Origin of the sequence: Sphingobium sp. PNB, assembly GCF_019873065.1 — a bacterium.
Lineage (GTDB): Bacteria > Pseudomonadota > Alphaproteobacteria > Sphingomonadales > Sphingomonadaceae > Sphingobium > Sphingobium fuliginis.
The window spans coordinates 1-24,083 of sequence record NZ_JAINEZ010000045.1 but is presented as its reverse complement, the minus strand read 5'-3'; the positions used below and the strand labels follow the sequence as shown (position 1 = coordinate 24,083).

At 66.5% G+C, this 24,083-nt stretch carries 19 protein-coding genes; 10 read left to right on the top strand and 9 right to left on the bottom strand.

Annotated elements, in window-relative coordinates:
* The first annotated feature begins 45 nt into the window (after positions 1-45).
* The 3 genes from K7W03_RS15670 to K7W03_RS15660 are packed head-to-tail and all read left to right on the top strand — an operon-like array spanning position 46 to position 3,098.
* On the top strand, positions 46-1,545 hold the full coding sequence (locus K7W03_RS15670) for a CoA-acylating methylmalonate-semialdehyde dehydrogenase (protein WP_065847452.1): 1,500 nt from the start codon (positions 46-48) through the stop codon (positions 1,543-1,545).
* Between the two features lie 52 nt (positions 1,546-1,597).
* The gene (locus K7W03_RS15665) at positions 1,598-2,371 is read left to right on the top strand and encodes a nucleotidyltransferase family protein (RefSeq protein WP_048575216.1); all 774 of its coding nucleotides are present in this window, start codon (positions 1,598-1,600) and stop codon (positions 2,369-2,371) included.
* On the top strand, positions 2,355-3,098 hold the full coding sequence (locus tag K7W03_RS15660; RefSeq protein WP_222886766.1) for a metallophosphoesterase family protein: 744 nt from the start codon (positions 2,355-2,357) through the stop codon (positions 3,096-3,098). Before K7W03_RS15665 ends, K7W03_RS15660 begins: the two co-directional genes overlap by 17 nt.
* Here the strand turns inward: K7W03_RS15660 and K7W03_RS15655 are convergent.
* The 3 genes from K7W03_RS15655 to K7W03_RS15645 form a co-directional block, all read right to left on the bottom strand.
* Positions 3,077-4,159: a PepSY-associated TM helix domain-containing protein gene (locus K7W03_RS15655; protein ID WP_222886765.1), complete on the bottom strand. Its 1,083-nt coding sequence runs from the start codon at positions 4,157-4,159 to the stop codon at positions 3,077-3,079. The two genes, K7W03_RS15660 and K7W03_RS15655, sit on opposite strands and share 22 nt — an antisense overlap.
* On the bottom strand, positions 4,159-6,309 hold the full coding sequence (locus tag K7W03_RS15650) for a TonB-dependent receptor (protein ID WP_222886764.1): 2,151 nt from the start codon (positions 6,307-6,309) through the stop codon (positions 4,159-4,161). The genes K7W03_RS15655 and K7W03_RS15650 overlap by 1 nt, the downstream gene beginning before the upstream one ends.
* Positions 6,310-6,409: 100 nt before the next feature.
* The gene (locus tag K7W03_RS15645) at positions 6,410-6,805 is read right to left on the bottom strand and encodes a hypothetical protein (RefSeq protein ID WP_025548474.1); all 396 of its coding nucleotides are present in this window, start codon (positions 6,803-6,805) and stop codon (positions 6,410-6,412) included.
* Positions 6,806-6,950: 145 nt separating this feature from the next.
* On the opposite strand from K7W03_RS15645, the gene K7W03_RS15640 reads away from it, so the two are divergent.
* On the top strand, positions 6,951-8,921 hold the full coding sequence (locus K7W03_RS15640; protein WP_222886763.1) for an elongation factor G: 1,971 nt from the start codon (positions 6,951-6,953) through the stop codon (positions 8,919-8,921).
* 361 nt (positions 8,922-9,282) lie between these two features.
* On the opposite strand, the gene K7W03_RS15635 is transcribed toward K7W03_RS15640, so the two are convergent.
* Positions 9,283-9,645: a hypothetical protein gene (locus tag K7W03_RS15635; protein WP_025548473.1), complete on the bottom strand. Its 363-nt coding sequence runs from the start codon at positions 9,643-9,645 to the stop codon at positions 9,283-9,285.
* 114 nt (positions 9,646-9,759) lie between these two features.
* Between K7W03_RS15635 and K7W03_RS15630 the strand changes: the two genes are divergently transcribed.
* The 3 genes from K7W03_RS15630 to fixJ all read left to right on the top strand — a co-directional run bounded on the left by K7W03_RS15630 (position 9,760) and on the right by fixJ (position 12,432).
* On the top strand, positions 9,760-10,575 hold the full coding sequence (locus K7W03_RS15630) for a universal stress protein (protein ID WP_025548471.1): 816 nt from the start codon (positions 9,760-9,762) through the stop codon (positions 10,573-10,575).
* A 20-nt stretch (positions 10,576-10,595) separates the two neighbouring features.
* A complete protein-coding gene (locus tag K7W03_RS15625) occupies positions 10,596-11,741 on the top strand; it encodes a sensor histidine kinase (protein ID WP_025548469.1) in 1,146 nt (381 codons plus the stop codon).
* 67 nt (positions 11,742-11,808) lie between these two features.
* Positions 11,809-12,432, top strand: a complete 624-nt coding sequence (gene fixJ / locus K7W03_RS15620) for a response regulator FixJ (protein WP_025548467.1) — start codon at positions 11,809-11,811, stop codon at positions 12,430-12,432.
* 38 nt (positions 12,433-12,470) lie between these two features.
* Here fixJ and K7W03_RS15615 read toward each other — a convergent pair whose 3' ends face one another.
* From K7W03_RS15615 to K7W03_RS15600, 4 genes are read right to left on the bottom strand one after another with little or no spacing between them, the layout of a single operon-like run.
* Positions 12,471-13,262: a DUF2182 domain-containing protein gene (locus tag K7W03_RS15615; protein WP_025548466.1), complete on the bottom strand. Its 792-nt coding sequence runs from the start codon at positions 13,260-13,262 to the stop codon at positions 12,471-12,473.
* Between the two features lie 2 nt (positions 13,263-13,264).
* A complete protein-coding gene (locus K7W03_RS15610) occupies positions 13,265-13,897 on the bottom strand; it encodes a DUF1326 domain-containing protein (protein WP_025548464.1) in 633 nt (210 codons plus the stop codon).
* A 38-nt stretch (positions 13,898-13,935) separates the two neighbouring features.
* Positions 13,936-15,084, bottom strand: coding sequence for a sterol desaturase family protein (locus K7W03_RS15605; protein ID WP_025548463.1), 1,149 nt, complete (start codon positions 15,082-15,084; stop codon positions 13,936-13,938).
* A gap of 53 nt (positions 15,085-15,137) precedes the next feature.
* A complete protein-coding gene (locus K7W03_RS15600; RefSeq protein WP_025548462.1) occupies positions 15,138-15,737 on the bottom strand; it encodes a TetR/AcrR family transcriptional regulator in 600 nt (199 codons plus the stop codon).
* A gap of 109 nt (positions 15,738-15,846) precedes the next feature.
* On the opposite strand from K7W03_RS15600, the gene K7W03_RS15595 reads away from it, so the two are divergent.
* From K7W03_RS15595 to K7W03_RS15585, 3 genes are read left to right on the top strand one after another with little or no spacing between them, the layout of a single operon-like run.
* Positions 15,847-18,870, top strand: coding sequence for a DUF2339 domain-containing protein (locus K7W03_RS15595; RefSeq protein ID WP_137708682.1), 3,024 nt, complete (start codon positions 15,847-15,849; stop codon positions 18,868-18,870).
* Between the two features lie 24 nt (positions 18,871-18,894).
* Positions 18,895-22,290: an acyl-[ACP]--phospholipid O-acyltransferase gene (locus tag K7W03_RS15590; RefSeq protein WP_025548460.1), complete on the top strand. Its 3,396-nt coding sequence runs from the start codon at positions 18,895-18,897 to the stop codon at positions 22,288-22,290.
* Between the two features lie 45 nt (positions 22,291-22,335).
* Positions 22,336-23,181, top strand: coding sequence for an oxygenase MpaB family protein (locus tag K7W03_RS15585; protein WP_103000792.1), 846 nt, complete (start codon positions 22,336-22,338; stop codon positions 23,179-23,181).
* A 40-nt stretch (positions 23,182-23,221) separates the two neighbouring features.
* Here the strand turns inward: K7W03_RS15585 and hutC are convergent, their stop codons facing one another.
* Positions 23,222-23,917, bottom strand: coding sequence for a histidine utilization repressor (gene hutC, locus K7W03_RS15580; protein WP_025548458.1), 696 nt, complete (start codon positions 23,915-23,917; stop codon positions 23,222-23,224).
* Positions 23,918-24,083 lie beyond the last annotated feature (166 nt).

Here is a 24,083-nt window from a genome sequence, read left to right as displayed (position 1 = left end):
CGTCTATACCAAAGCCATCCACCGGCAGGAGAGGAAACCGGAAAAATGCGTTCAATTACTCATTTCATTCATGGACAATCCGCCCCGCTCGCCGGCGCCCGCCTGTCCGACGTGCTGAACCCCGCCACCGGCGCGGTCCAGGCGCAGGTCGAACTCGCCACCGCCGCCCATCTCCAGAAGGCGGTGGATTCCGCCCTCGCCGCCCAGCCCGAATGGGCCGCCACCAACCCGCAGCGCCGCGCCCGCGTCATGTTCCGCTTCAAGGAACTGATCGAACAGAATATGGACGAACTGGCCGTCCTGCTCTCCTCCGAACATGGCAAGGTCGTCGCTGATGCCAGGGGCGACATCCAGCGCGGCCTGGAAGTCGTCGAATTCGCCTGCGGCATCCCCCATCTGCTGAAGGGCGAATACACCCAGGGCGCGGGTCCAGGCATCGACGTCTATTCCATGCGCCAGCCGCTGGGCATCGCGGCGGGCATCACCCCCTTCAACTTCCCCGCGATGATCCCCCTCTGGATGAGCGCCATGGCCATCGCCTGCGGCAACGCCTTCATCCTCAAGCCCTCGGAACGCGACCCCTCCGTCCCGGTGCGCCTCGCTGAACTCGCCATGGAGGCGGGCATGCCCGCCGGCATCCTGAACGTCGTCCATGGCGACAAGGAGATGGTCGACGCCATTCTCGACCACCCGGCCATAAAGGCGGTCAGCTTCGTCGGATCGTCCGACATCGCCAATTATGTCTATGCCCGCGGCGCGCAGAACGGCAAGCGCGTGCAGGCGATGGGCGGGGCCAAGAATCACGGCATCATCCTGCCCGACGCCGACATGGATCAGGCAGTGGCCGACATCGTTGGCGCGGCCTATGGTTCGGCGGGCGAACGCTGCATGGCGCTGCCGGTGGTCGTACCGGTGGGCGAGGCGACCGCTGACGCCTTCCGCGCCAAGCTGCTGGACGCCATCGAAACGCTGCGCCCCGGCATCCCTACCGATCCCGACGCGCAATATGGCCCGCTCGTCACCGGCGTGCACAAGGCCCGTGTCGAAAGCTATATCCAGATGGCCGCCGACGAAGGCGCGGAGATCGTGGTCGACGGGCGCGGCTTCTCGCTTCAGGGCTATGAGGAGGGCTTCTATCTCGCCCCGACGCTGATCGACCGGGTAACGCCGCAGATGAAAAGCTATCAGGACGAGATTTTCGGCCCGGTGCTCCAGATCCTGCGCGCCCAGAGCTTCGAGGAGGCGCTCAGCTATCCGTCGAAGCATCAATATGGCAATGGCGTCGCCATCTTCACCCGCAACGGCGACTATGCGCGCAAATTCGCCGCCGATGTCGAAGTCGGCATGGTCGGCATCAACGTGCCGATCCCGGTGCCGGTCGCCTATCACAGCTTCGGCGGCTGGAAGCGTTCGGGCTTCGGCGATCTCGACCAGTATGGCATGGACGGCGTGCGCTTCTACACCCGCACCAAGAAGATCACGCAGCGCTGGCCCGATGGCGGCGCGGTGATCGACCAGAGCTTCGTCATCCCGACGATGCGATAGGCTTCTGCCCGGCAGGGGAACGGAAGCGCCCGCTTGTCCGTTCCCCAGGGTGATGAGCCAGTACCCCGTCACCTTCGATCCCCCGCCGGAGGCTGCCGAATTCTACGCCGAAAGCCTTGCGCATCTGGTGGAATCCGGCATCCCCTTCATGCTGTCGGGCACCTATGCTCTGGGATGCCATACCGGCATCATGCGGCCGACCAAGGATCTGGACGTCTTCTGCAAGCCCGGCGACGCGCCCCGCATCCTCGCTTATTTCAAGGCGCTGGGACATCGCGTCGAATTCGAGGATGAACGCTGGATTGGCAAGGTCTGGCGCGACGGCAATTTCTTCGACGTCATCTACAACATCTCCTCCGCCAGCCTGCCCGTGACGGAGGAATGGTTTCGCGATGTCTCCCATGCGGAGGTCTATGGCACGACGGTGCGGATCACGCCGCCGACCGAATTCATCCTCTCGAAGGTCTTCATCCAGGACCGCTACCGCTATGACGGGGCCGACGTCGCGCACATCATCCTGCGGCAGCATGAACATATCGACTGGCAACGCCTGCTGGACGCGATGGAACTGCACTGGGAAGTGCTGCTCATCCACCTGCTGAATTTCCGCTTCATCTATCCGACGGAACGCCATTGCATTCCGCTCTGGCTGTTCGAGGAATTGCTGGGACGCTTGCAGACCCGCGCAGAGCTGCCCGTGCCCAATCTGCGGGTGTGCCGGGGACGGCTGCTTTCGCCGCGCGACTATCTGGTCGACATCACCGAATGGGGCTTTGCCGACGTGGTCGGCAAGGGGCTGGAGGAGAGCCATGATCGCAACCAGTGAGCCGCGGCCCAAGGACAGCCTTGTCCTCGCCGCCGTCGGGGACCTGCATGTCACCGATGCGTCCGAACATCGCTACCGCGCCATGTTCGAGGAGATTTCGGCTCAGGCGGACATATTGGCGCTATGCGGCGACCTCACCAATTTCGGCAAGACGCGGGAGGCCGAGATACTGGCCGAAGACCTGCGAAGCTGCACCATTCCGACCGTCGCGGTACTGGGCAATCACGATCATGAATGCGGCCAGCCTGAGGTCGTGGCGCAGATCCTGCGCGGCGCGGGCGTGACCGTGCTGGACGATCAGGCGGTCGAGATAAAGGGCGTCGGCTTTGCCGGGGTAAAGGGCTTTGTCGGCGGTTTCGGCCGGGGGGAGCTTGGCGCTTTCGGGGAAAGCGCGATCAAGGGCTTCGTCGAGGAATCGATCAACGAGGCGCGCAAACTGGAAAATGCGCTGCGATCCCTGCGGACGGAACGGACCGTGGCCGTGCTGCACTATGCGCCGGTGGTGGACACGGTGCAGGGGGAGCCGCCGGAGATTTTCCCCTTTCTCGGTTCCTCACGGCTGGCCGAGGCAATCGACAGGTTCGACAATGTCCGCTTCGCCGTCCACGGCCACGCTCATCGCGGCGCCTTTGAGGGGAAAACGCCCGGCGGCGTTCCGGTCTATAATTGCGCGCAGTTCGTGCTGTCGGAGCGGTTCGACCGTCCCTACGCGCTGATCGCCATTTGACGGGCACGCGCCGGCTTCACAGGACGCCTGAACCAGAAGGTCCAGACTGTCAGCGTGCCGAGCAGCGTCATCGCCAGGCCCGACAGGGTCATGACCAGCCTGAACGCCAGACCGCCGACCTTCGCCGCGTGGAGCGGGTAGAGCAGATTATAGCCCTTCACCGCCATCGGCAGCGTCGCGGCATCGCGCGCCGCAACCAGCGCGCCGCTGTCCGCCGCGAACCAGAGGGTGGTGCGACCATTGGGCAGCCATTCCTGCGGCCGCCGCATGCGGAGTGTGATCAACCCATTATCCTTGCGCGGCAGGCTGAGGCTGCGCAACTCCGCATCGGGAAAGCGCGCCTTGGCCGTCATGACCATGGCCCCCCAATCGAGCCCTTCGCCAAGTTTGGCGTCGCGCGGCGGCGGTGGAGCGAGCGCCGTGTCGATCTGCGCTGGCGCCCCCGGCCCGAACAGCAGCGCCGCCATCGGCCGGAACACCAGCACGGCCCCTGTGACCAGCGACAACAGCAGCAGCGGCGCGACGACGACGCCCAGATCGCGGTGATGCCGCACGATCGCCGGGCGGCTCATCCGCGCCGGCCATAGGCGCCATTCGAAAGTCCGCCGCGTGCGCCACCAGAGGATGAGGCCGGTGAACACGAAGAACAGGCCGCAAAGCGCGGCGATGCCGATCACCCAATCGCCCGTCTCGCCGGAAAAGAGATGATGGTGGAAGTCGAACAGCCAGAGTTCGGGCCGCTCCCACTGGCTGCTCCACCGCGTCACCATGGCACCCCGCTGATCCGCATAGGCGCCGCCGCCATTGTCGAACAGCAGCTTCAGCAACCCGAAATCATCGGACGCATAGCTGATCGACTGGGGCCGTCCCGCCTGATCGGCCATGATGCGCTGCGTCACCTCGGCCAGTTGGCGGACATCCTCCACGCGCGGGTCGCCGGCATGGGGAACCAGGGTCCAGGCATTTTTATGCACCAGCAACGCGCCGCTAAGGCCCAGAAGGGCGAGCAGCAGCCCGATCAGCCCGCCGGTCCAGCGGTGGAGGGTGTCGATCAGCTTCACTAGAATCTATAGTCCCATGAGAGGGTGAAATTGCGGCCGCGTCCCGCGAAATAATGGGCGTTGTCATTGGGCCGGACGGTCTGGCTGTAATAATCGATGTAGAATGTGTCGAAGATATTCTGCGCCGCGAGCGTCAATGCCCCGAACCGGGTCTGATAGCGCAGCGACAGATCGGTCACGTCATAGCCGTCGAACCGGTAGAGCGGCGGATAGGCGCCCGGCGTCCGTTCGAACTGCCGCGACAGGAAGAATTGCGTCTGGATGCGCGCTGAAACCGGACCGTGCACATAGCTGGCGGCCAGGTTCAGACGGTCAGGCGAGATATTGGCGCCATCCAGATCGCGATCCACCTTGTCGATGCCATTGTCCGATCCGTCGGTGCGACCGATCAGATGGGCATAGCCGGCCGAGAGGGTCAGCCCCGGCAAAGGCGTCCTGGCCGAGAGATTCAGTTCCAGCCCCTGTATTTCCACCCGCTGACGCTGGACCTCAAACACTCCGCCGCTCTGCACCAGCAGCGATCCGTTCTTGCTGGTCGACCAGAAATAGGCCGCGCTGGCGTCGATCGGGCCTCGCTTCACTTCGAATCCGATCTCCCGGTTGTTGGAGACGATCGGGCTGATATTCACATAATCGTCGATGTCGACGCCGGGCGTGGCGACTGCCCGGGCGATCCGGCCGACATCGGGCACGGTATAGCCCTCGGCATAGCTGGCATAGGCGCGGATGCCGGCCCAGGGTTCCAGGATCACGCCACCATTGAGCAGCGTATCGCTGAAAGTCGGCCTGCCGCCCGCGACGTCGACGCCGCCGCCATAGGTCCAGAGGGTGTGATAGTCGTCGATGCTGATGCGCACATCCTCATGACGCAATCCGCCTGCCACGCGCAGCTTCTTGTCGAACAAGGCCAGATTGAACTGGGCGAAGGGCGCGAGGCTGCGATAGTCGGTCGGCGGCACCCAGGTCCGACCGGTCGCGATCAGCCGCTGTTCGGTCAGGTCATAGAGCGCGTCAAAGCCGATGGTGGCGGTCAGCGCCTCGAACCCCGGCATCGCGCGTTCATAACTGATCTTGCCGCCATATTTGCGGCTGCGGTTCTGCGACTGGTCGAACAGCGTGTTGACAGGCGCGATGCGCGGGTCCTGGAAGCTGGCGATCGGCGCCACCTCCCCGCCATAGGTGTCGCGCGAACGGTTGAAGAAGAGCTGGGCGATGAAATTGCCACCCCACAAGTCGCCGTCGGTCAGCGTCAGCGCCGCGCTTTCTGTGCGGTTCGCGGCAGGAACGCCCGGCGGCGTGCCGCGCACCGAACTGGTCGGGCGGTCGACGCGATAGTCACCGTCCGCTGCGACATAATCGCCCTCTCCCTTCAACTGGAAGCGGCTCATGGTCAGGTCCAGCCGCGCGCTGTCGCTGAGCGCATAGCCGAAGCGGCCGAACAACGACCAACTCCGGCTATCCTGCGTCTCGCCCTGGGTCAGGTCGGTGCCGACGCGATTGCCATGGCCGTCGTAAAAGGCGCCGCGCTTCTCATAGGCTGCGCCCACCGTCGCATCCCACCGCCCGGAACGCCAGCCGATCAGCCCCGCCACCTTGCCCCCGATGCCGTCGCCATGAAAGTCGGTGTCGGCATTGCCCTGCACCAGCATCCGGCCGGTCAGTCCATCCGCCTGGGGCGGCGCAACGGTCACCTGGTTGACGATGCCGCCCGTGCCGCCGATCCCCTGCAGCGCATTGGAGCCGTAGATCAGCTCCACCCGGTCGATGAAGAAAGGATCGATGGTGAAGCCATCCCTCGCTCCGTCGCGCAGCGGAGCGGTCTGCGGAACGCCGTTGATCGCATAAAGCGGCGAGCGGCCGCGCAGCGTCTCCCCCGCGCCGGACAGCTTCTGCCGCGTCGGCGAGAAGGAGGGGGTCAGCGCGGACACCGCATCGACGATGGACCCGCCAATTGCGACCTGCTGGTTGAGCGTTTCCTGATCGATGACGTCGATGGTCATCGGCAGGGCGTTGGCGGGCAGGATCGTGCGCGCCGCGGTCACGATGATCGGGCCGGCATCCTCGGCTGCAGGTTCGGACTGGGCCAGCGCAGGCTGGCTCAACAGCGCGAGCGCGCCGGTGGCGAACAGGACAGACGAGCGGATATGCATTCTTTCCCCCATAAGGCTGCTCGTCCGCTAGCCAAATGAGCAGGATGTTGCAAGTCATTAGCAGTATAAGAAGGGTTTTGCGGGTCGGCCTGCGTGCACCCTAGCTTTCGATCAATGCTTTCAGGGCCTTTAGGTCGCGGTTGATCCAGCGGATGTCGGCGGCGAATCGGTCATCGTCCATGTCGGGTTGGCGGAACAGCGTCAGCATGACTTCCGCCCCTTCGCCATTCTGCACGACGCGCAGCGGGACAAACACCTCCTCGCCGTTGCCCAGGTCGACATGATGATCCATCACGCCATAGACATTATGTGGCGTGAAGCGGATGCGGATCGGCCCTTCGGGGCCATCGGCCAGCCAGTGCGCGCCTTCCTGCCGCAAGCCGGATTCGGCAAGGCCCGACGCCCAGCGCGGGAAATATTCCGGCCGCCAGATGATTTCGTAAAGTGCGCGCCAATCGCGGGCGATGGTGATGCTGAAGGTCCGGGCGGGCAGCATGTCGCTCTCCAATGAATCGTTGCGCGGGGCCATAGCATGGGATGGACGATCTCGCCCTTGCGTTCCGGCCGATATGGGACGAACATCCCTGCTTCCAAGCGACCGGCTTCATCAAGAGAGACGGATGGATTGGAGGAGAGCCAGGATGAGCGGCTGTTACACCCGGGCCATCGCGCTCGTCGGACCCGCCGGGGCGGGCAAGACCAGCCTTGCCGAAGCGATGCTGTTCATAACCGGCGCGATCCCGCGCCAGGGATCGGTTCAGGCGGGAAACAGCACGGGCGACGCCAGCCCGGAGGCGCGCGAACGGGGCAGTTCCACCGAACTCAACCTGATGCATTTCGAATGGATGGGCGACCGGTTCGCGCTGATCGACGTGCCCGGCGCGCCGGGCTTCGCCGCGGATGGCGCATCTGCGCTCGACATGGCCGACCTTGCCGTCGTGGTGATCGATCCCGATCCCGAGCGCGCCGCGCTGGCCCAGCCGGTGCTGCGCAGGCTGGAGGGCGCGGGTATCCCGCACGCCTTGTTCGTCAACAAGATCGATCAGGCGCGGGGCAGCATAGAGGACCTGTTGACGGCGCTCGCGCCGATGAGCGCCGCCGCCCTGGTGGCGCGCCAGATCCCGATCCGCGCCGGGGACCGAGTTGCGGGCTTTGTCGACCTCGCGCTGGAGCGCGCCTATCATTATGAGGCGGGCAGGAAATCGCAGCAGGTCGCGCTCGCCCCGCATGTGAAGGACGATGAAAGCGCGGCGCGTTTCCACATGCTGGAACAATTGGCCGACCATGACGACCTGTTGCTCGAACAATTGCTGTCCGACGAACAGCCCAGCCTGGAGACCGTCTTTGCCGATCTGGCGCGGGAGACCGCCAGCGGCCTGATCGTCCCGGTGCTGTTCGGTTCCGCCTCCAACGGTTTCGGCATCCGGCGGCTGCTGAAGATGCTGCGCCATGACACGCCCGCGCCCGCCCGGACGGCGGAGCGACTGGCGATCAGGGGCGAAGCGGCGCAGATCTTCAAAATCTCCCATGCGGCGACGGTCGGCCGGCTGGCGCTGGCCCGCATCTTCGGCGGCGCGCTTGCCGACGGGGCGGAGATGGCCGACGGCAAGGGGCGGCCATTAAGGCCCGGCGGATTGTTCGCGATCCAGGGCATGGCGACGGCGAAGATCCCGGCGGCCGAAGCCGGCTCCATCGTCGGCATCGCCAAGGTCGAGGCCGTTCAGGCAGGCGAGCTGATCGGCATGGCCGGCACGGCCCCGCAGACCGGCCTGCCGGTGGAGAAGAGGGCGGCGAACTGCGCGCTGGCGATCGCGGCGAAGGACCATAAGGACGAGGTGCGGCTTTCCACCGCCCTCAACCGGCTGGCCGAAGAGGATGCCGGGCTACACTGGGACCAGGATGAAGGTTCGCGGGAGACCCTGCTGCACGGCATGAGCGAGGACCATCTCGCCGTCGCAGTCGACCGGCTGAAGCGGCGTTACGGCGTCGCCGTGTCCGTTCAGGCGCCGACGATTGCCTATCGCGAATCGATCCGCAAGGCCGTGACCCAGCGTGGCCGCCACAAGAAGCAATCCGGCGGCCATGGCCAGTTCGGGGACGTCGTGCTGGAAGTCCGTCCTCTCGAACGGGGCGAAGGCGTGCGTTTCGAGGAACGGATCACTGGCGGCGCGGTGCCCCGGCAATATATTCCGGCGGTCGAGAAGGGCGTGATCGACGCCGTCGCAAGGGGGCCGCTCGGCTTTCCCGTCGTGGATGTCTGCGCGGTGCTGGTGGATGGATCGTTCCACAGCGTCGACAGTTCCGAACTCGCCTTCCGCACCGCCGGGCGCATCGCCATGGCCGACGCCCTGGCGGCGGCGTCACCCTATCTGCTGGAACCGGTCGCCCATGTGACGATCATGAGTCCGGGCGCCGCCACGTCCCGCATCACATCCGCCATTGCGAGCCGCCGGGGCCAGATGTTGCGGATGACGACGCGGGACGGCTGGCACCATTGGGACGTGCTGGAGGTCCTCCTCCCTGAGGCTGGGTTGCAGGGGCTGGAAGCCGAGATCCGCTCGATGAGCCAGGGCATGGCGCATTATGAGGCGCATTTCGATCATCTGGCGTAGGTCAATGCGAAGCTGGCCGACAGCATCGTGCAGCGGGCGAAGGAGCCGGCTTAGAGCCAATCGACATTCAGATGATGACGAGCCGAAAATGGCGGTTTTACGTCGAAGTTCACAGTGTACGCGCACGCGTGCCAGCGCGCGCGTATGCGAAGGCGGGATTTTGATCGGACGTTTCAAAGAGGGACGCGAGATAGCGCGGCAGGGACGGAATAGGACAGGCCGAATGGGCCCTGTTGGAGAAATAGGATGTTTTTGGAGGAAGCTGTTGCGGTTGGGTGCGCATTTGAGGATGGCCGCGCGCAGACGCAATGGGAACGGGCCTAGGCTCAGGACCCAAAGCGGCGGTCCGGCGCGCCTGCGATCAGGCCGGGCTGAGCCCCTTCACCACGAAGGGCAGGCATTCCCCGTCCGGGTCGGTCAGGGTCAGATAGGCGCCCGGATGGATGGCATGCGCGTCCAGCCGATAGATTTTCTCGTCATCCGCCTCCCCCGGCTCATAGGACAGCGCCCAGCCATGCCGGGTGTGCAGCAGCGTACCGTGCCGGTCCGGCTCATTGGGCCAGAACCGCCGCGCCGTCGCCAGTTCGGGATGGATGCGATATTCCCTTTCGTCGATCACGCCGCCGCTGCCGAGCGGCAGGCGCAGGACATAGCTTCGCGCTGCCGATCCGTTGGGAAAGGCCGGCGTCCGGGCAAGTTCAAGGCGTATGGTCGTCCAACTCATGACCATTGCAATCGGATTCCGCGGCGGAAAGAGATATAAGGATTATTCCTGATGGCGACCGCGCCGGGGCAGTCCTAGCCAGAGGGTGAAGAGACGCTTGCCGGGAGACAGACGATGAAATCGGTCCTGCTGCACATTCATGAAGATCATGGCGCGGAAAGCCGCTTGCAGGCGGCCTGCGATCTCGCCCGCGCATCGGGCGCGCATATCCATTGCGTGCAGGTGACCGCCATGCCGGATTTCGTGGCGGCCGACATGTATGGCGGCGCGTCCATGGCCCCCGCGATGATGGCGGAGCTTTACGACATCGATGAAAAGGCGCGAATGCGCACCGAGGATCGGCTGCGCCGCGAGGACGTGAGCTGGGACTGGCGCCATGTGGAGGGCGATGTCGTCCATGGCCTGCTGTCCGCCGCGACGCTGACCGACGGCATGATCGTCACGCTGCCGTCCGGGCCGCGCCGGGAATTCGCCGACCCGCTGCATCTGGCCGCCGATCTGGCGCTGGCCGGGCGGGTTCCCGTGATCGCCGTGCCGCAGGAGGCGAAGTCCTTTCCGGTGACGGGCCGCGCCGTCGTGGCGTGGGAGGGCTCGCAGGAAGCCTCCGCCGCGCTGCGCCTGTCCGTGCCGCTGCTGAAGCTGGCGGAGGAGGTGCATGTCGTGACGGTCGAGGAAGCGGGCAAATATCCCTTCCCCGCGACCGACGCGCCCGAATATCTGGCCCGCCATGGCATCAAATGCCAGTTCCATAGCTGGCCGCAGGATGGCCGGACCGTCGAAGCGGCACTGAAGGCTGCGGTCGGCACGCTGAAGCCGGACTGGGTGGTGATGGGCGCCTTCGGCCATAGCCGGCTCAGGGAAATGGTGTTCGGCGGCGTCACCCGCGCCATGTTGCGCGAGATACATGTTCCGCTCTTGCTGGCGCACTGAAGCCACGGCATGGTGGGAGCATGGCGGTAGCGGACGATGAGACGGAAGGCTTGACGCAGCGCGAGCACAGCCTGGAACAGGCGCTGCTCGGCTCGATCCTGGCGACCGTGCCGGACGCGCTGATCGTCATCGACATGCACGGGCAGATCGTGTCCTTCAGCGCGGCGGCCCAGCGCATGTTCCAATATGCCGAAAGCGATGTGCTGGGCGAGAATATCTCGATGCTGATGCCCTCCCCCGACCGGGAGAGGCATGACGGCTATATCGGCCATTATCTGTCCACGGGCGAAAAGCGGATCATCGGCATCGGCCGCCTGACCAGCGCGCGGCGGCGGGACGGGTCGACCTTTCCCATCGAACTGTCTGTGGGCGAGGTGCAGGACGAGGGGCGGCGGCTGTTCACCGGCTTCATCCGCGACCTGACCGAGAGCCAGCAGGCCGAGCGGCGCGTGGCGGACCTGCAGGCGGAACTGGCCCATGCGGGCCGCGTGACGGCGATGGGCACGCTGGCGTCGGCCCTTGCGCATGAACTCAACCAGCCGTTGACCGCCATCGCCAATTATCTGGAGGCGGGGCGCGACATGCTCGACGCCGAGGGTCCGGTGGACCGCGATCTGCTGCGCGAGGCGATGGCGGAAAGCGCGGCCCAGGCGCTGCGCGCGGGGGAGATCATCCGGTCCCTGCGCGAGTTCATCAAGCGCGGCGAGACGATGCGGCAACCCGAACCCCTGCGCCTGTTGCTGGCGGAGGGGGCGGCGCTGGCCTTCATCGGCGTCGACAGCCGGGGCCTCGATATGGACATCAGCGTCGATCCGCGCGTCGACAAGGTGCTGGTCAACCGGGTGCAGTTGCAGCAGGTCATCATCAACCTCACCAAGAACGCCGTGGAGGCGATGGCCGGCAGCCCGGCGCGCATCCTGCGCCTGTCCGCCATCCCCGGCGAAAACGGCAGGGTCGAGGTGATCGTTGCGGACAGCGGGCCGGGGCTCGCGCCGGAGATGTCACGCACCCTCTTCACCCCGTTCACCACCACCAAGCCATCCGGCATGGGCGTCGGCCTGTCGATCAGCCAGACCATCGTCGAGGGTCATGGCGGGCGCATCTGGGCCGGACCGTCGCAATGGGGCGGCACGGCCTTCCACTTCACCCTGGACGCAGCGGACTAGAGCATTTTGAAGTCGGCCGGCACGGCTGACGGGCTTGCAAAATGCGGCCAACAAGAAGGACCATAGCATGAGCGAGCCATTCCCCATCTATGTCGTGGACGATGACGAGGCGATCCGGCGGTCATTGTCCTTCATGCTGAAGACGAGCGGTTTCGCGGTGAAGCTGTTCGACGGCGGCCTGCCCTTTCTGAAGGAGGCTGCCGACCTGGAGCCGGGCTGCGTGCTGCTGGACGTGCGGATGCCCGACATGGACGGGCTGGCGGTGCAGCGCGAGCTGCGGGCGCGGGGCATCATGCTGCCCGTGGTGATCATGACGGGCCATGGCGACATCGACATGGCGGTGACGGCGATGAAGGCGGGCGCGAGCGACTTCATCGAAAAACCGTTCGAGAAGGCAGCGTTGCTGGGCTGCGTCGATGCCGCGCGGCGGGTGGCCGTGGCCGACCGTGGCGCGAGCGCGCGGGCGGACGATGCGCGGGCGCGGCTCAACATCCTGACGGAGCGGGAGCGCGAGGTGCTGGACGGGCTGGTGGAAGGGCTGCCCAACAAGACCATCGCCTATGACCTGGGGATCAGCCCGCGCACGGTGGAAATCCACCGCGCCAACCTGATGCAGAAGCTGGAGGTGAAAAGCCTGGCCGAAGCGCTGAGGATCGCCTTCCATGCGGGAGCGGAGAAGGACGAGGCGTAGATCGGGCTGGCGCCCGGCATGGCCCCGGCCGAAAACCGTCAGCCCGTCAATATCGCCCATGCCAGCAGGATACAGCCCATGCCCGCCGCCACGGAGACCATGCGGCCCCAAGGCAGCAGCTTCTCCAACGCCACCAGCAGCGTCAGCAAAGCGATCCAGGCCAGGTTCATGGTCCCGCCCACGAACAACAGCGTCATCAGCATCCAGCAGCAGCCGACGCACCAGGCGCCGTGGATCATCCCCATGCGGAAAGCGCCGGTCCATCCCGGCCGATAGTGGCGGCTGAGGAATTGCGCGGGATTGCGGCACTGGCGCAGGCAGGCGTCCTTCCATGGGCTGATCTGATAGGCCCCCGCCCCGATCAGGAGCGCGGCCGCCAACGGGCGGCTGGATGTCGCCATCGCCATGGGGGACAGCATCGCCATTGTGGCCAAGCGCCACTGCGCCAGCGTGGCTGTCAGGGAGAAAAAGCCCCAGACCAGCAGATAGCCCAGGGTGAAGCTCTCCGTCGCGGGGCGCGTGGAGGCGGGTGCGGCGCGAGCGTAGAGGAGGACCATCGGCGCGGCGGAGGGGAGCATCATCGCGATCATCATCACCCACCACATGGCGAACGTCACGACGAACTGCGCGGCGGTCCATGGCATGTCGCCGGGCATCATCATCGCCAGCATCGGGTCTTCCGCCAAGCCGGCCGGAAGCAGGGAGGCGGTCGGCGCCATGCCCATGCCCGCGCCCGAAAGCAGCCAGCCCCAGGCCACAAGGATCAGCACCGCAAGCGCGACAAGCGAAATCAAGCGGTGCCGGGCGAGCACCGCGCTAAATGCCGGCACCGTCAGCCCCTGACGACGCCGTGGCTGTCGAGGTGGAGATAGGCGAACTGGCCGTAGCTCGCCGCATGGTCGAGCCGCATCGGCGCAATCGAGCGGCTGGCGCCGGAGCCGACCTCCGCCACTTCATATTCGAAGCCGTCGGGCAAGTGGATCTGGGCGCGGATTTCCGATCCGTCCACCGGGCTGCGGATCGGTTCGCCGTCCATTTCCAGATGGCCCGGGATGCGCAGGCGGCCCTTGCGTCCTTCCACGTCGACCTCAAAATCGACAGGAACGAAGCTGGGTTCATGCATGGTGGCGATGGTGGAAGCGAAGACGGCGAAGACCGTCGCCATCGGAGCGGTGTCGCCGCCGGTCATGATCGTCAGCAGGGCATTGCGCTGCGCTTCCGTCGCCCGTTCGTCGACGAAGGCGGCACATTCCCCCTGCCCTTCATGGATCGGGCCGGGCCAGCGGAAGACCGCGGCGATATTGAGGCCCGACAGGTCGGTACTGCCGTGGCGCCCCTCATCGATGGCGAAGCCGAAGGCGGCCTGGCAATGCCCCTTGTCGGGCAGGCCGCCGAACTGGCAGTTGCAGCCATATTCACAGTTGCAGTTGGCGAATTCGCGGCCCTTGAGCATCCAGTAGACCATGGTCCGACTCCCCTGACAGCCGGAAGACCATAGCAGATTCACGCGGCCGCGTCGCGCTTTCGGCGGAAGGGATAGAGGAATTGCGCGCGATAGCCCTGGGGCACCTGTTCGGGCACGCCATAGCCGGTCGGCCATGCGCTGTCGGGCAGATGGTGGGTGCCGAACAGGCGGTCCAGCAAAGGGAAGTGGATCGCGAAATTCTTGTCGACCGCGACCTCCTCTATCGCATGATGCCAGTGGTGGAAGCGCGGCGTCGCGACGATGCGGCCGAGGCGGTTGAAGTCGCCGCGCAGATTGGCGTGGAGCAGCGAGGAGTAGATGTAGACGAAGCCGATATAGGCCTGCATCACCGATGGCGAAAAGCCGAAGGTGAGCAGCGGCAGTGATGTCACGCCGCGCAGGGCGATGATCTCGAAGAAATGCATGCGCGCGCCGGCGAGCCAATCCATGGACCTGGCCGAATGGTGCACGGCATGGAAACCCCAAAGGAAGGGGATGCGGTGGAAGGCGCGATGGAACCAATATTGGACGAAATCGGTCAGCAGCACCACTTCCAGGAACTGGAGCGGCCAGGGCTGGCCAGCGATCATGGCGCGGATGCCTGCGAGGCCGGCGGTGTTGGCGTTGATGAAGCTGGACGGCGCCAGCGCGAGGAAAGTGATGAGCTGCACCATCATCGAGCTGATCAGATAATAGAACAGGTCCTCCCGCCATTCCTGTCGGAACAGGCGCTGCTGCGCCCTATGTGGGAAGAGGCGCTCGATGGGGGCGAACATCAGGCCGGTGGCGACCATGTTGACGGCGAAGAAATCGACGCCGAAGAACACGCCCCAATCATGGGTCTCACGCGGCTGGACTTCCGCTCCGCCCAGCAGGGTGGCGAGCAGCGCGACGATGAGCGCGGTGACGCCGATCGCTTTGCGTGTACGCAAAAGCAGGCTGAGCAATGCCAGGGCATAGCCGCCGATCAGCAGCGCATGGACCATGGGACGCAGCCCGCCCCATGCATGCAGCGCCGCCAGTTCGGGCGTCGAAAACCAGTCGGGCCAGCGTAGCGCCATGACCAGACAGAGCCCGGTGATGCTGAGCAACAGCGCGAAGAAGCCGGAGAACCAACCGCTGCCGAGGCGCCGCACGGCAAGGGGCGATTGCAGGTCGCGTTCCAGACTGTCGAACCAGTTTGCCATGATATGTCCCCTTTACCTCCGGCTTGCCCCGCCTGCCGTGCCTGCTGCCTATGTTAAAGCTTCGCCCCTGCCGCCCTCAAGCTTTCCTTGACCCGCGCGGTGGCCATTTCGAGAGGGGCCGTCTCGCCCAAAAGGGCGAAGCTGCCGTTGAGCGCGAAGGTGCAATGGCCATGCACCGTCGCCACCAGCGAGCGGGCAAGGCGCGGTGCCACGTCCTTCGCATCCGGCGGCAGGACAGCCGCGACTTCGCGCACGACGACCTCCGTAAGGCCGGCGCGCTGCCGGGCATAATCATCCGGCATGGGCACGCCAGGCGGCAGGCGATGGTCGTAGATCGCCATCCAGATGTTCGTGTTTTCCGATGCGAAGCGGAAATAGCCCTCCACCAGCGCGGCGATCCTGTCCTGCGGCCGGCTGGCGAGGCGCTGTTCCAGAAAGGCGGCCCAGAGGTCGAAGGTACGTGTGTTGATGGCGACGATCAGCCGGTCATAGCTGCCGAAGACATTGTAGAGCGTGCCCACCGAATAGCCGATGCGCTTCGCCACCTCCCGCGAGGAGAATTTGGCGAAACCGGACTCGGCCATGTGGCGATGGCCTTCCTCCAGGATGAGCGCCTCCAGTTGTTCGCGGCTATGGTCGGATCGTCTGCCCATGGACAAGCGGATAGAAGATCAATTGAACGCTGTCGAATTATTTTATTGAACAGTGTGTAATTTTTGGGTAGCTGAGACTCCATTGGCTGGGTTTGCAGGGGTTCGACTCATGCTTGTGACGCTGGTTCTGCTGGTTTTCGGAGTGATGCTGTTCGACATGCGCGGGCGGTTGAAGGCGGCCGAGCATAGGTTGGCGCTGCTGGAAGGGGGGATTGGAGACGCGCCCTTCCCCGCTCGCTACCGGCGCGCCGACGGGGATGGAGATGACGATGCCGGGGTGAAGACGGCGGCGCCCGCAAGCGTCGTGGAGCGGCGGGTTGCCATAGACACCGCTCCGCCATACCCCATACCTGCGGTCGTGATCGACCGTCGATCCAGCGAAGGCGGGACTCACTCTCCTGCGCGGTCCGCTTCGGATGAGGTTCGGGAGATCGATGCCCCCTTTTCCCCGGATGACGGGGAAAAGGGGGAAGGCATCGATATGGCAGCCGAGCGCCCGGCCCGCCCCTCCTTCAGCTTCGAGGACCTGTTCGGCCGCCGCCTTCCGATCTGGGCGGGCGGGGTGACGCTCGCCGTGGCTGGCGTGCTGCTGGTCAAATATTCGATCGATGCAGGGCTGCTCGCGCCGCTGGTGCGAGTGGTTCTGGGACTGCTGTTCGGCGGAGCGCTGATCGGCGGGGCCGAGGCGGCGTTGCGGCTGGAGGATCGGGTCCGTGACGCGCGGGTGCGGCAGGCGCTGGCGGGTGCGGGGTTGGCGACGCTCTATGCCGCGATCCTGGCGGCGCACATGCTGTATGGGCTGGTCGGGCCGGGCACTGCCTTTGCGGGGCTTGCGGGCGTGACGGGGCTGGCCATGGCGCTGTCGCTGCGCTTTGGCGCGCCGAGTGCGCTGCTGGGGCTGGTCGGCGGTCTGGCGGCGCCCGCCCTGGTCGAGGCGGGGCAGCCCAATGTGCCCCTACTAAGCTGTTATCTCGCGCTGGCGGTCGGTGGGCTATGCGTGCTGTCGCGCACCCAGCGCTGGATGTGGCTGGGGGTGAGCGCGCTGGTCGGCGGGGCCGGCTGGGGCGTCGTCATGCTGGCGATGGGCGCGCTGGATTGGGCATCGTCGCTGTCGGTGGGGTTGCTGGTGCTGATGCTGGGGATGGCATTGCCGGTCCTGGCCTTTTCCGGAACGCGGGCCGCGCTGCTGCGCATGGGCGCGGCCGTGGTGGCGGCGGGCCAGATGGCGGCGCTGGTGGCGACGGGCGGCTTCGGCCTGCTGCAATGGGGATTGTTCGGGCTGCTGTCGCTCATGCTGGTGTGGCTGGGGCGGGACGCGGCCTTGCGGCCGCTGGCGGCGATCGGCGCCGGTGTCGCGCTGCTGCTCGCGGCGGTGTGGCCGCAGCCGGAAATGGGTCGCTTCGCCCTGGTGATGCTGGGCATGGTGGCGATTTATGGCGGCGCGGCCCTGCTGCGGGTCTGGCGCGGCGCTTTGGTCGAGGCGGGACAGATCGCAGGACTGGCGCTGGGTGGATTTGCCGTCGCGTTGGGGCAATGCTGGCGGGTCGGGCTGGACGGGGAATTCGCCCTGCTGGCGCTGGCCGCCGCCGGATTGCCGGGCGCGGCCATGGCGATGGGCTGGCGATGCGGGACGCGGCGGGAGGATGCGCGCTTCGTGACGCTGGCGAGCGCCGCGGCGCTGCTGCTGGTGGTGGCCGGCGGGCTGGGGCTGCCGGAGTGGAGTCTGGCCATGGTGATCGCTGCGGTTGCAGCCGCGCTGCTGAGGTTGGCGGCGCTGGCGGAGGACCGGCGGGTCGAATGGAGCGGCTGGGGCTTCGCCTTCGGCGCGCTGGTGGTTCTGGCCGGATCGGACGATGTCGTCCGGCTGTGGGGAGAGGCGGCGGATGAGCCGGGCTGGCAGGGCGTGATGCGTTGGGCTGCGGGAGCGGCAATGGCGGCGCTGTTCGCCTGGCGGGCGCGCTTTGCCGAGGGGCGGATGGTCGCGCAGGGCGTGGCGGTGCTGCTCGCCTATGGGGCCGTGGCGCAGACGGTGCCGGCGCTCTGGGTGCCGGTGGGACTCGCGCTGGGGCTGGCCATGCTGGCGGAAGGAGCGCGGCGGCTGGCCGTCGGGCGAATGGCGCCCGCCCTGGGGGTGGCCTTGGCGCTGGTGGCGCTATGGGCGGCCTGGCCCCTGGGAATCTGGCTGGGCCGGGTTTTGCTGTCGCTGGTGGGTGAACCCGTGCTGGTGCGGGACTTGCCCGGAATAGGCGAGGTGGCGCGGCGGATCGCCTTGCCGGCGATGGCGCTGGGCCTTGCCCTGTGGCGGGGCGGTTCCGCCGTGGATGCGGTCGGGCGGCGGATCGGCTGCTGTGTCGCGGCGGTGCTTGGCGGAGTGGCGGCGCATGTCGCATTCAAGCAGCTTTTCGCTTTGGGGAGCCTGGCGGAGGTGACGCGCCTCGCCCTGGCGGAGCGCACGCTTTGGGAGGCTGTGCTGATGGGCCTGGGTTTCGTTGCGTTGCGGGGCCGGATCGCGCTGGCCCGATTCCATCCGTTGCGGAAAGCCGGGGAGAATGTGGAGCGCGCGGTCGGGACATGCCTCATCGCGGCGGGATTGGGGCATTTGCTGGTTTATTCGGTGGTGCTGCATAATCCGCTCTGGTTTCCGCAGGCGGTGGGGCGTTGGCCCCTCCTCAATCTGCTGCCGGTGGTGCTGGCCCTTGCCTTCGTGGCGCTGAAGGTGGCGGATGGCTGGTCACGGCGGATGGCGGATGGCGTGCGGATGGCCTTGATCGCGCTGTTCGGCGTGGCGCTGCTGCGGCAGCTTTTCGTCGGATCGCTGCTGACCGTGCGCGGAGTAGGCCAGGTGGAGGATATTCTCCGTTCGGTGCTCGCATTGGCGCTCGCCATCGGCTTCCTGCTCTGGGGCATCCGCGGGCAGGCGCAGGCCGCAAACGCCAGGGACTGGCGCATCGCTTCGCTGCTGCTGATGCTGTTCGCCGTGGCCAAGGTGTTCCTGTTCGATGCGTCCGGGCTGACCGGGCTGCTGCGGATCGCATCCTTCCTTGCCCTGGGCTTCAGCCTCATCGGCATCGGATGGCTCTATAATCGCCTGTTGCGGGAGCCGGTTAACAACTCCGCGACTATTGCTGCATAATGCGTGAAGGACGGGGGTAAGAAAATGTCCGCACCTGATCTGTCTTTGCTGGGTAAACGCCGTTTTGCGCCCTTGTTCGTGGTGCAGTTCCTGGGCGCGTTCAACGACAATCTGTTGAAGTTCGCGCTGCTGTTCCTCGCCAATTTCAGCCTCTATCGGGCCGAGCCCGACAAGGCGGAGATGCTGGCGACCATCGCCACGGGCCTGTTCATCCTGCCCTATTTCCTCTTTTCCGCGCTGGCCGGGCAATTGGCCGACGCCTGGGACAAGGCGAAACTGGTGCGGGCGGTGAAGGCGGCGGAGATCGTCATCATGGCCCTCGCCGTCACCGGATTCTGGCTGGAATCGGTGCCGGTTCTGCTGTCCTGCCTGTTCCTGATGGGGCTGCATTCGACCATCTTCGGGCCGGTCAAATTTTCCATCCTGCCGCAGCATCTGCGTGCCGACGAGATCATGGGCGGCACCGGCCTGATCGAGGCGGGCACCTTCCTTGCGATATTGAGCGGGCAGTTGCTGGCCGGGGTGATCCCGCCCTGGGAAGCGGGACTGGTGGCGGTGGGGCTGGCGACGCTTGGCTTCCTGGCCAGCCTGGCGGTGCCGGCCGCGCCGACCGTGGTGCCGGGCCTTCGGATCGAGCGGAACATCTTCAGGAGCACCTGGCATATATTGAAGGCGGCGCGGCATGGGCGCGGCGTGTGGCTGTCGATCCTGGGGATAAGCTGGTTCTTCGCCGTGGGCGCGGTATTGCTGGCGGAGTTCGCGCCGCTGGTGAGCGGGGTGCTGAAGGCGAAGCAGGAGGTCGCGACCTTCTTCCTGCTGATCTTCTCGGTCAGCGTGGCGCTGGGGTCGATGCTGGTCAACCGGCTGCTGGGCGGGCAGGTTTCAGCGCGCTTCGTGCCGGTATCCGCGCTGGCGCTGGCCGGGTTCATGATCGACCTGTGGCTGTCGACCGGTTCCTATGCGCCGATGCATTCGGGCGCTGGCATAGCCGAATTCGTCGGGTCGCCGGGAAGCTGGCGGATCATGGTCGATCTGTTCGGCATCGCCTTTTCAGGCGGCATGTTCATCGTGCCGCTCTACGCGATCCTCCAGACGCACAGCCCGCGCGAGGAACGGTCGCGCACCATTGCGGCCAACAACATCGTCAACGCGGCGGTCACGGTGGCGGTCGTCACGGCGGTGACGGCGATGCTGGCGCGGGGCGAGAGCGTGCCCGGCGTGATCGGGGTGATGGGCTTCGCCACGCTGGCGGTGGCGCTGATCAGTTGCTGGCTGCTGCCGGAGACGGTGATCAAGGCGATCGTGCGCGGGATGTTGCGGCTCTGCTATCGGGTGGAGGTGCTGGGCGCCGGGAATATGCCCGGCGTGGGCGAACCGGCGGTCGTCGTGGTCAACCATGTGTCCTTCCTGGACGGCCTGCTGCTGGCGGCCTTCCTGCCGGGGAAGCCCACCTTCGCGGTGCATACGCGGATTGCCAGGGCGTGGTGGGTAAAACCGTTCCTGTCGCTGTTCGACGCCTTTCCGGTCGATCCCACCAATCCGCTGTCGGCCAAGGCGATGGTGAAGGCGGTGCGCGAGGGGCGGACGCTGGTGATCTTTCCGGAGGGGCGGATCACCGTCACCGGCGCTTTGATGAAGGTGTTCGACGGCCCCGGCATGGTCGCGGACAAGGCCGACGCGCCGATCATTCCGGTCCGGATCGACGGCGCGCAGTTCACGCCCTTCTCGCGGCTCAGGGGCAAGGTCCGGCTGCGGCGCTTTCCCAGGATCACGCTCACCGTCCTGCCGCCACGCCGCTTCGCCATCGAGGGCGAGATGACGGCGCGGGCACGGCGCGCGATCGCGGGGCGGCGGCTCTATGACGAGATGAGCCAGATGATGTTCGCGACATCCGACACGGACAGGACATTGTTCGAGGCGCTGCTGGAGGCGTGCCATGTGCATGGGCGCGGGTCGGCCATCGTCGAGGATGTGAAGCGCGAACCGCTGAGCTATGGGCGGCTGGTGACGGGGTCGCTGGTGCTGGGGCGGGTCATGGCGCGTTCGACGCGGCAGGGCGAGGCGGTCGGCGTGCTGCTGCCCAATGTCGCCGGGGTGGCGGTGGCCTTCTTTGCCTTGCAGGCGGGTGGGCGGGTGCCAGCGATGCTGAACTTCACCGCCGGGCTGGCTAACCTGAAGGCGGCGTGCACGGCGGCCGGCATTCGGACGGTGGTGACGGCGCGGGCCTTTGTCGAGCAGGGCAAGCTCGGCGATGTGGTCGCGGGGCTGGAGGCGGAGGGGATCGCCTTCCTCTGGCTGGAGGATGTGGCGGCAGGCATTGGAACCGGGGCGAAGCTGCGCGGGTTGATCGCCAGCCGCTTTGCCGCGCGCGCGCATGGGCGGCTCAAGGTTTCGCCGGACGATGCGGCGGTGATCCTGTTCACCAGCGGGTCGGAGGGGCTGCCCAAGGGCGTGGTGCTGACGCATCGCAACCTTCTGTCCAACTGCCGGCAATTGGCGGCGAGGATCGACTTCAATTCGGCCGACGTGGTGCTGAACGCCCTGCCGGTATTCCATAGTTTCGGCCTGACCGGCGGGACGTTGCTGCCGATCTTCCATGGGGTGAAGACGCTGCTCTATCCCAGCCCGCTGCATTACCGGATCGTGCCGGCGCTCGCCTATGACGCCAATGCGACCATCCTGTTCGGGACCGACACCTTCCTTTCGGGCTATGCGCGGATGGCGCATGGCTATGACTTCTACTCGCTGCGCTACATCTTCGCGGGCGCGGAGCGGGTACGGGACGAGACGCGGAAAATCTATGCCGAGAAGTTCGGGCTGCGCATCCTGGAGGGCTATGGCGCGACCGAGGCGGGGCCGGTGATCGCGGTCAACACGCCGATGCACTTCCGCGCCGGGTCGGTCGGGCGGCTGTTGCCGGGGATAGAGGCGCGGCTGGACGATGTGCCGGGGATCGAGGAAGGCGGGCGGCTTTCGATCCGGGGGCCGAACATCATGGCGGGCTATATGAAGGCCGATGCGCCGGGCGTGCTGCAACCGCCGGAAGGGGGCTGGCACGATACCGGCGACATCGTGACCATCGACGATCAGGGCTTCGTGACGATCCGGGGGCGTGCGAAGCGCTTTGCGAAGATCGGCGGCGAGATGGTCTCGCTGCCCGCCGTGGAGGGCTATGCCTCTGCCGTGTGGCCGGATGCGGACCATGCGGTGGTGACGCGGCCCGATGCGCGCAAGGGGGAGCAACTGGTGCTGTTCACGACCGCGCGGGATGCGAAGGCGGCCGCGTTGCAGGCCTGGGGGAAAGCGCATGGGGTGGCGGAGCTGGCCCTGCCCCGGGACATCCGCGTGCTGGATGCGCTGCCGCTGCTGGGAACCGGGAAGACCGACTATGCGTCCATGACCCAGATGGCGGCCGGGTAGGACAGATCCTTCCTGCGCCGAAGGCATGGGAAGGATTGGGTGTTGGTGGAACGGCCTTCTCATCTGGTGCGGCGGTTGCTGGTGCGCCAGGTGCGGGGCGTGTTCCATGACAGCGCCCGGGGAGAGGCGCCGGTCGTCGCTTCGGACCGGGCGCTTTATCCGCCGGGGTCGGTGATCCGGCGGGTGCATGGCGACGTCACCGGCATGATGATCGGCGGGGTCGGCGCATTGCTGCTCCAGATGCTGCATCCGGCCGCCCTTGCCGGGATTTGGGACCACAGCCGGTTCCGTGACGACATGCTGGGGCGGTTGCGGCGGACGGCGCGGTTCATTGCCGTCACCACCTATGCCGAACGGGCCGAGGCGGAGGAAGCGATCGCGCGGGTGCGACAGGTGCATGAGCATGTGCGTGGGACGCTGGCGGACGGGACGGCCTATGCGGCGGGCGATCCCCGGCTGCTGGCCTGGGTGTATGTCTGCGAGGCGACGAGCTTTCTCGACGCGTGGATGGCCTATGGCGAACCGTTCATGCCGCTGGCGGAGCAGGACCGCTATTTTGCCGAGGCGGCGCTGGTGGCGCGGGCCCTGGGGGCCGATCCGGTGCCGGACTGCCGGGCCGAGGCGGTGGCGCTGATGGCGCGTTTTCGCGGCGAGCTGGCAGCGACGGAACGGACGCGGGAGGTGGCGCGGATCGTGCTGCGGCAGCCAGCGCCCTCGCTGGGGCTGATGCCGGCGCAGGCGATGATGATGCAGGCCGCGGTGGCGCTGCTGCCGGGTTGGGCGCGGCGGATGCATGGCTTTTCGATGCCGGTCGTGGCGCGGCCGCTGGTCCGGGCGGGGGCCTTTGCGCTGGCGGGAACGATGCGCTGGGCGTTTCGCGGCGAAGATTGATCGCCGCCCCCCGTGGGGGCTGGAATGACGGAAGCGGGGTTCAGGCGTTGAAATGGGCAACGAGGGCGTAGCGTTCGCCGGGGTAGAGCAGGCGGGCGTAGGTGATGCGTTCCCCGCCGCGCCAGGTCCAGCGTTCCAGCGCCAGGCAGGCGGCGTTTTGCGGGACGTCGAGGGCGTCCGCCGTCTCCGGACCGGCGTTGAGGGCGGTGATGCGATGTTCCGCCTCCGTCCAGGGAACATGGGCGAGCAGCCAGGAGCCGGGAGGTTCGGCGCTGAAATCCACCTCGGCCGCTTCGGGAACGGCGCGCAGGTTGATGAGGCGGGTTTCCGTCGCATAGGGCAAATCCTGGACGAAGTGGCGGCATTCCAGAGCGAGCAGATCGCCGTCTGGCACGCGCAGCAGCGCCTTGTCTTCCGCGCTTGCCCGGCGGCGCTCGCGACGGATGAGGTCGAGGCGGTAGCTGAGGCCCTGCCCTTCCACTTCGGCGCGGATGTCCGGGATTTCCAGCGCGGCACGGTGGAAGCGGGGCGCGGCGACGAAGGTGCCCGCGCGCTTTCGGCTTTCGAGCAGGCCCGACTGCACGAGCGCGCGCAGCGCCTTGTTCACCGTCATGCGGGAGCAGCCATAGGCGTCCATCCATTCCGCTTCGGTCGGGATGCGGTGGCCGGGGCGCCATTCGCCCGACATGATGCGGCTTTCGATGTCGCGGCGGATGCGGCGGTGGAGCGGGGTCAATCGAGCAGGGCCTTGAGGAGTTGGGTGTAGCGCGCCTCTATGGCGGGGCGGGCGTGGTGGAGGCCTGCGGTAACGCGCCTGACGCCGGCGCACCAGACGCTATCGATCTGGGCGCGGGCGAAGATCCAGCTGTCGAGCAGGCGGTCGCCGGAGCGGGCGGCGGTGG

Coding starts and splice junctions, on each gene's coding strand:
- fixJ (WP_025548467.1), top strand. CDS start 11,809: ATGAGCGAGCCATTCCCCATCTATGTCGTGGACGATGACGAGGCGATC.
- K7W03_RS15625 (WP_025548469.1), top strand. CDS start 10,596: ATGGCGGTAGCGGACGATGAGACGGAAGGCTTGACGCAGCGCGAGCAC.
- K7W03_RS15670 (WP_065847452.1), top strand. CDS start 46: ATGCGTTCAATTACTCATTTCATTCATGGACAATCCGCCCCGCTCGCC.
- K7W03_RS15605 (WP_025548463.1), bottom strand. CDS start 15,084: ATGGCAAACTGGTTCGACAGTCTGGAACGCGACCTGCAATCGCCCCTT.
- K7W03_RS15665 (WP_048575216.1), top strand. CDS start 1,598: ATGAGCCAGTACCCCGTCACCTTCGATCCCCCGCCGGAGGCTGCCGAA.
- K7W03_RS15600 (WP_025548462.1), bottom strand. CDS start 15,737: ATGGGCAGACGATCCGACCATAGCCGCGAACAACTGGAGGCGCTCATC.
- K7W03_RS15660 (WP_222886766.1), top strand. CDS start 2,355: ATGATCGCAACCAGTGAGCCGCGGCCCAAGGACAGCCTTGTCCTCGCC.
- K7W03_RS15650 (WP_222886764.1), bottom strand. CDS start 6,309: ATGCATATCCGCTCGTCTGTCCTGTTCGCCACCGGCGCGCTCGCGCTG.
- K7W03_RS15635 (WP_025548473.1), bottom strand. CDS start 9,645: ATGAGTTGGACGACCATACGCCTTGAACTTGCCCGGACGCCGGCCTTT.
- K7W03_RS15610 (WP_025548464.1), bottom strand. CDS start 13,897: ATGGTCTACTGGATGCTCAAGGGCCGCGAATTCGCCAACTGCAACTGT.
- K7W03_RS15640 (WP_222886763.1), top strand. CDS start 6,951: ATGAGCGGCTGTTACACCCGGGCCATCGCGCTCGTCGGACCCGCCGGG.
- K7W03_RS15590 (WP_025548460.1), top strand. CDS start 18,895: ATGTCCGCACCTGATCTGTCTTTGCTGGGTAAACGCCGTTTTGCGCCC.
- K7W03_RS15645 (WP_025548474.1), bottom strand. CDS start 6,805: ATGCTGCCCGCCCGGACCTTCAGCATCACCATCGCCCGCGATTGGCGC.
- K7W03_RS15595 (WP_137708682.1), top strand. CDS start 15,847: ATGCTTGTGACGCTGGTTCTGCTGGTTTTCGGAGTGATGCTGTTCGAC.
- K7W03_RS15630 (WP_025548471.1), top strand. CDS start 9,760: ATGAAATCGGTCCTGCTGCACATTCATGAAGATCATGGCGCGGAAAGC.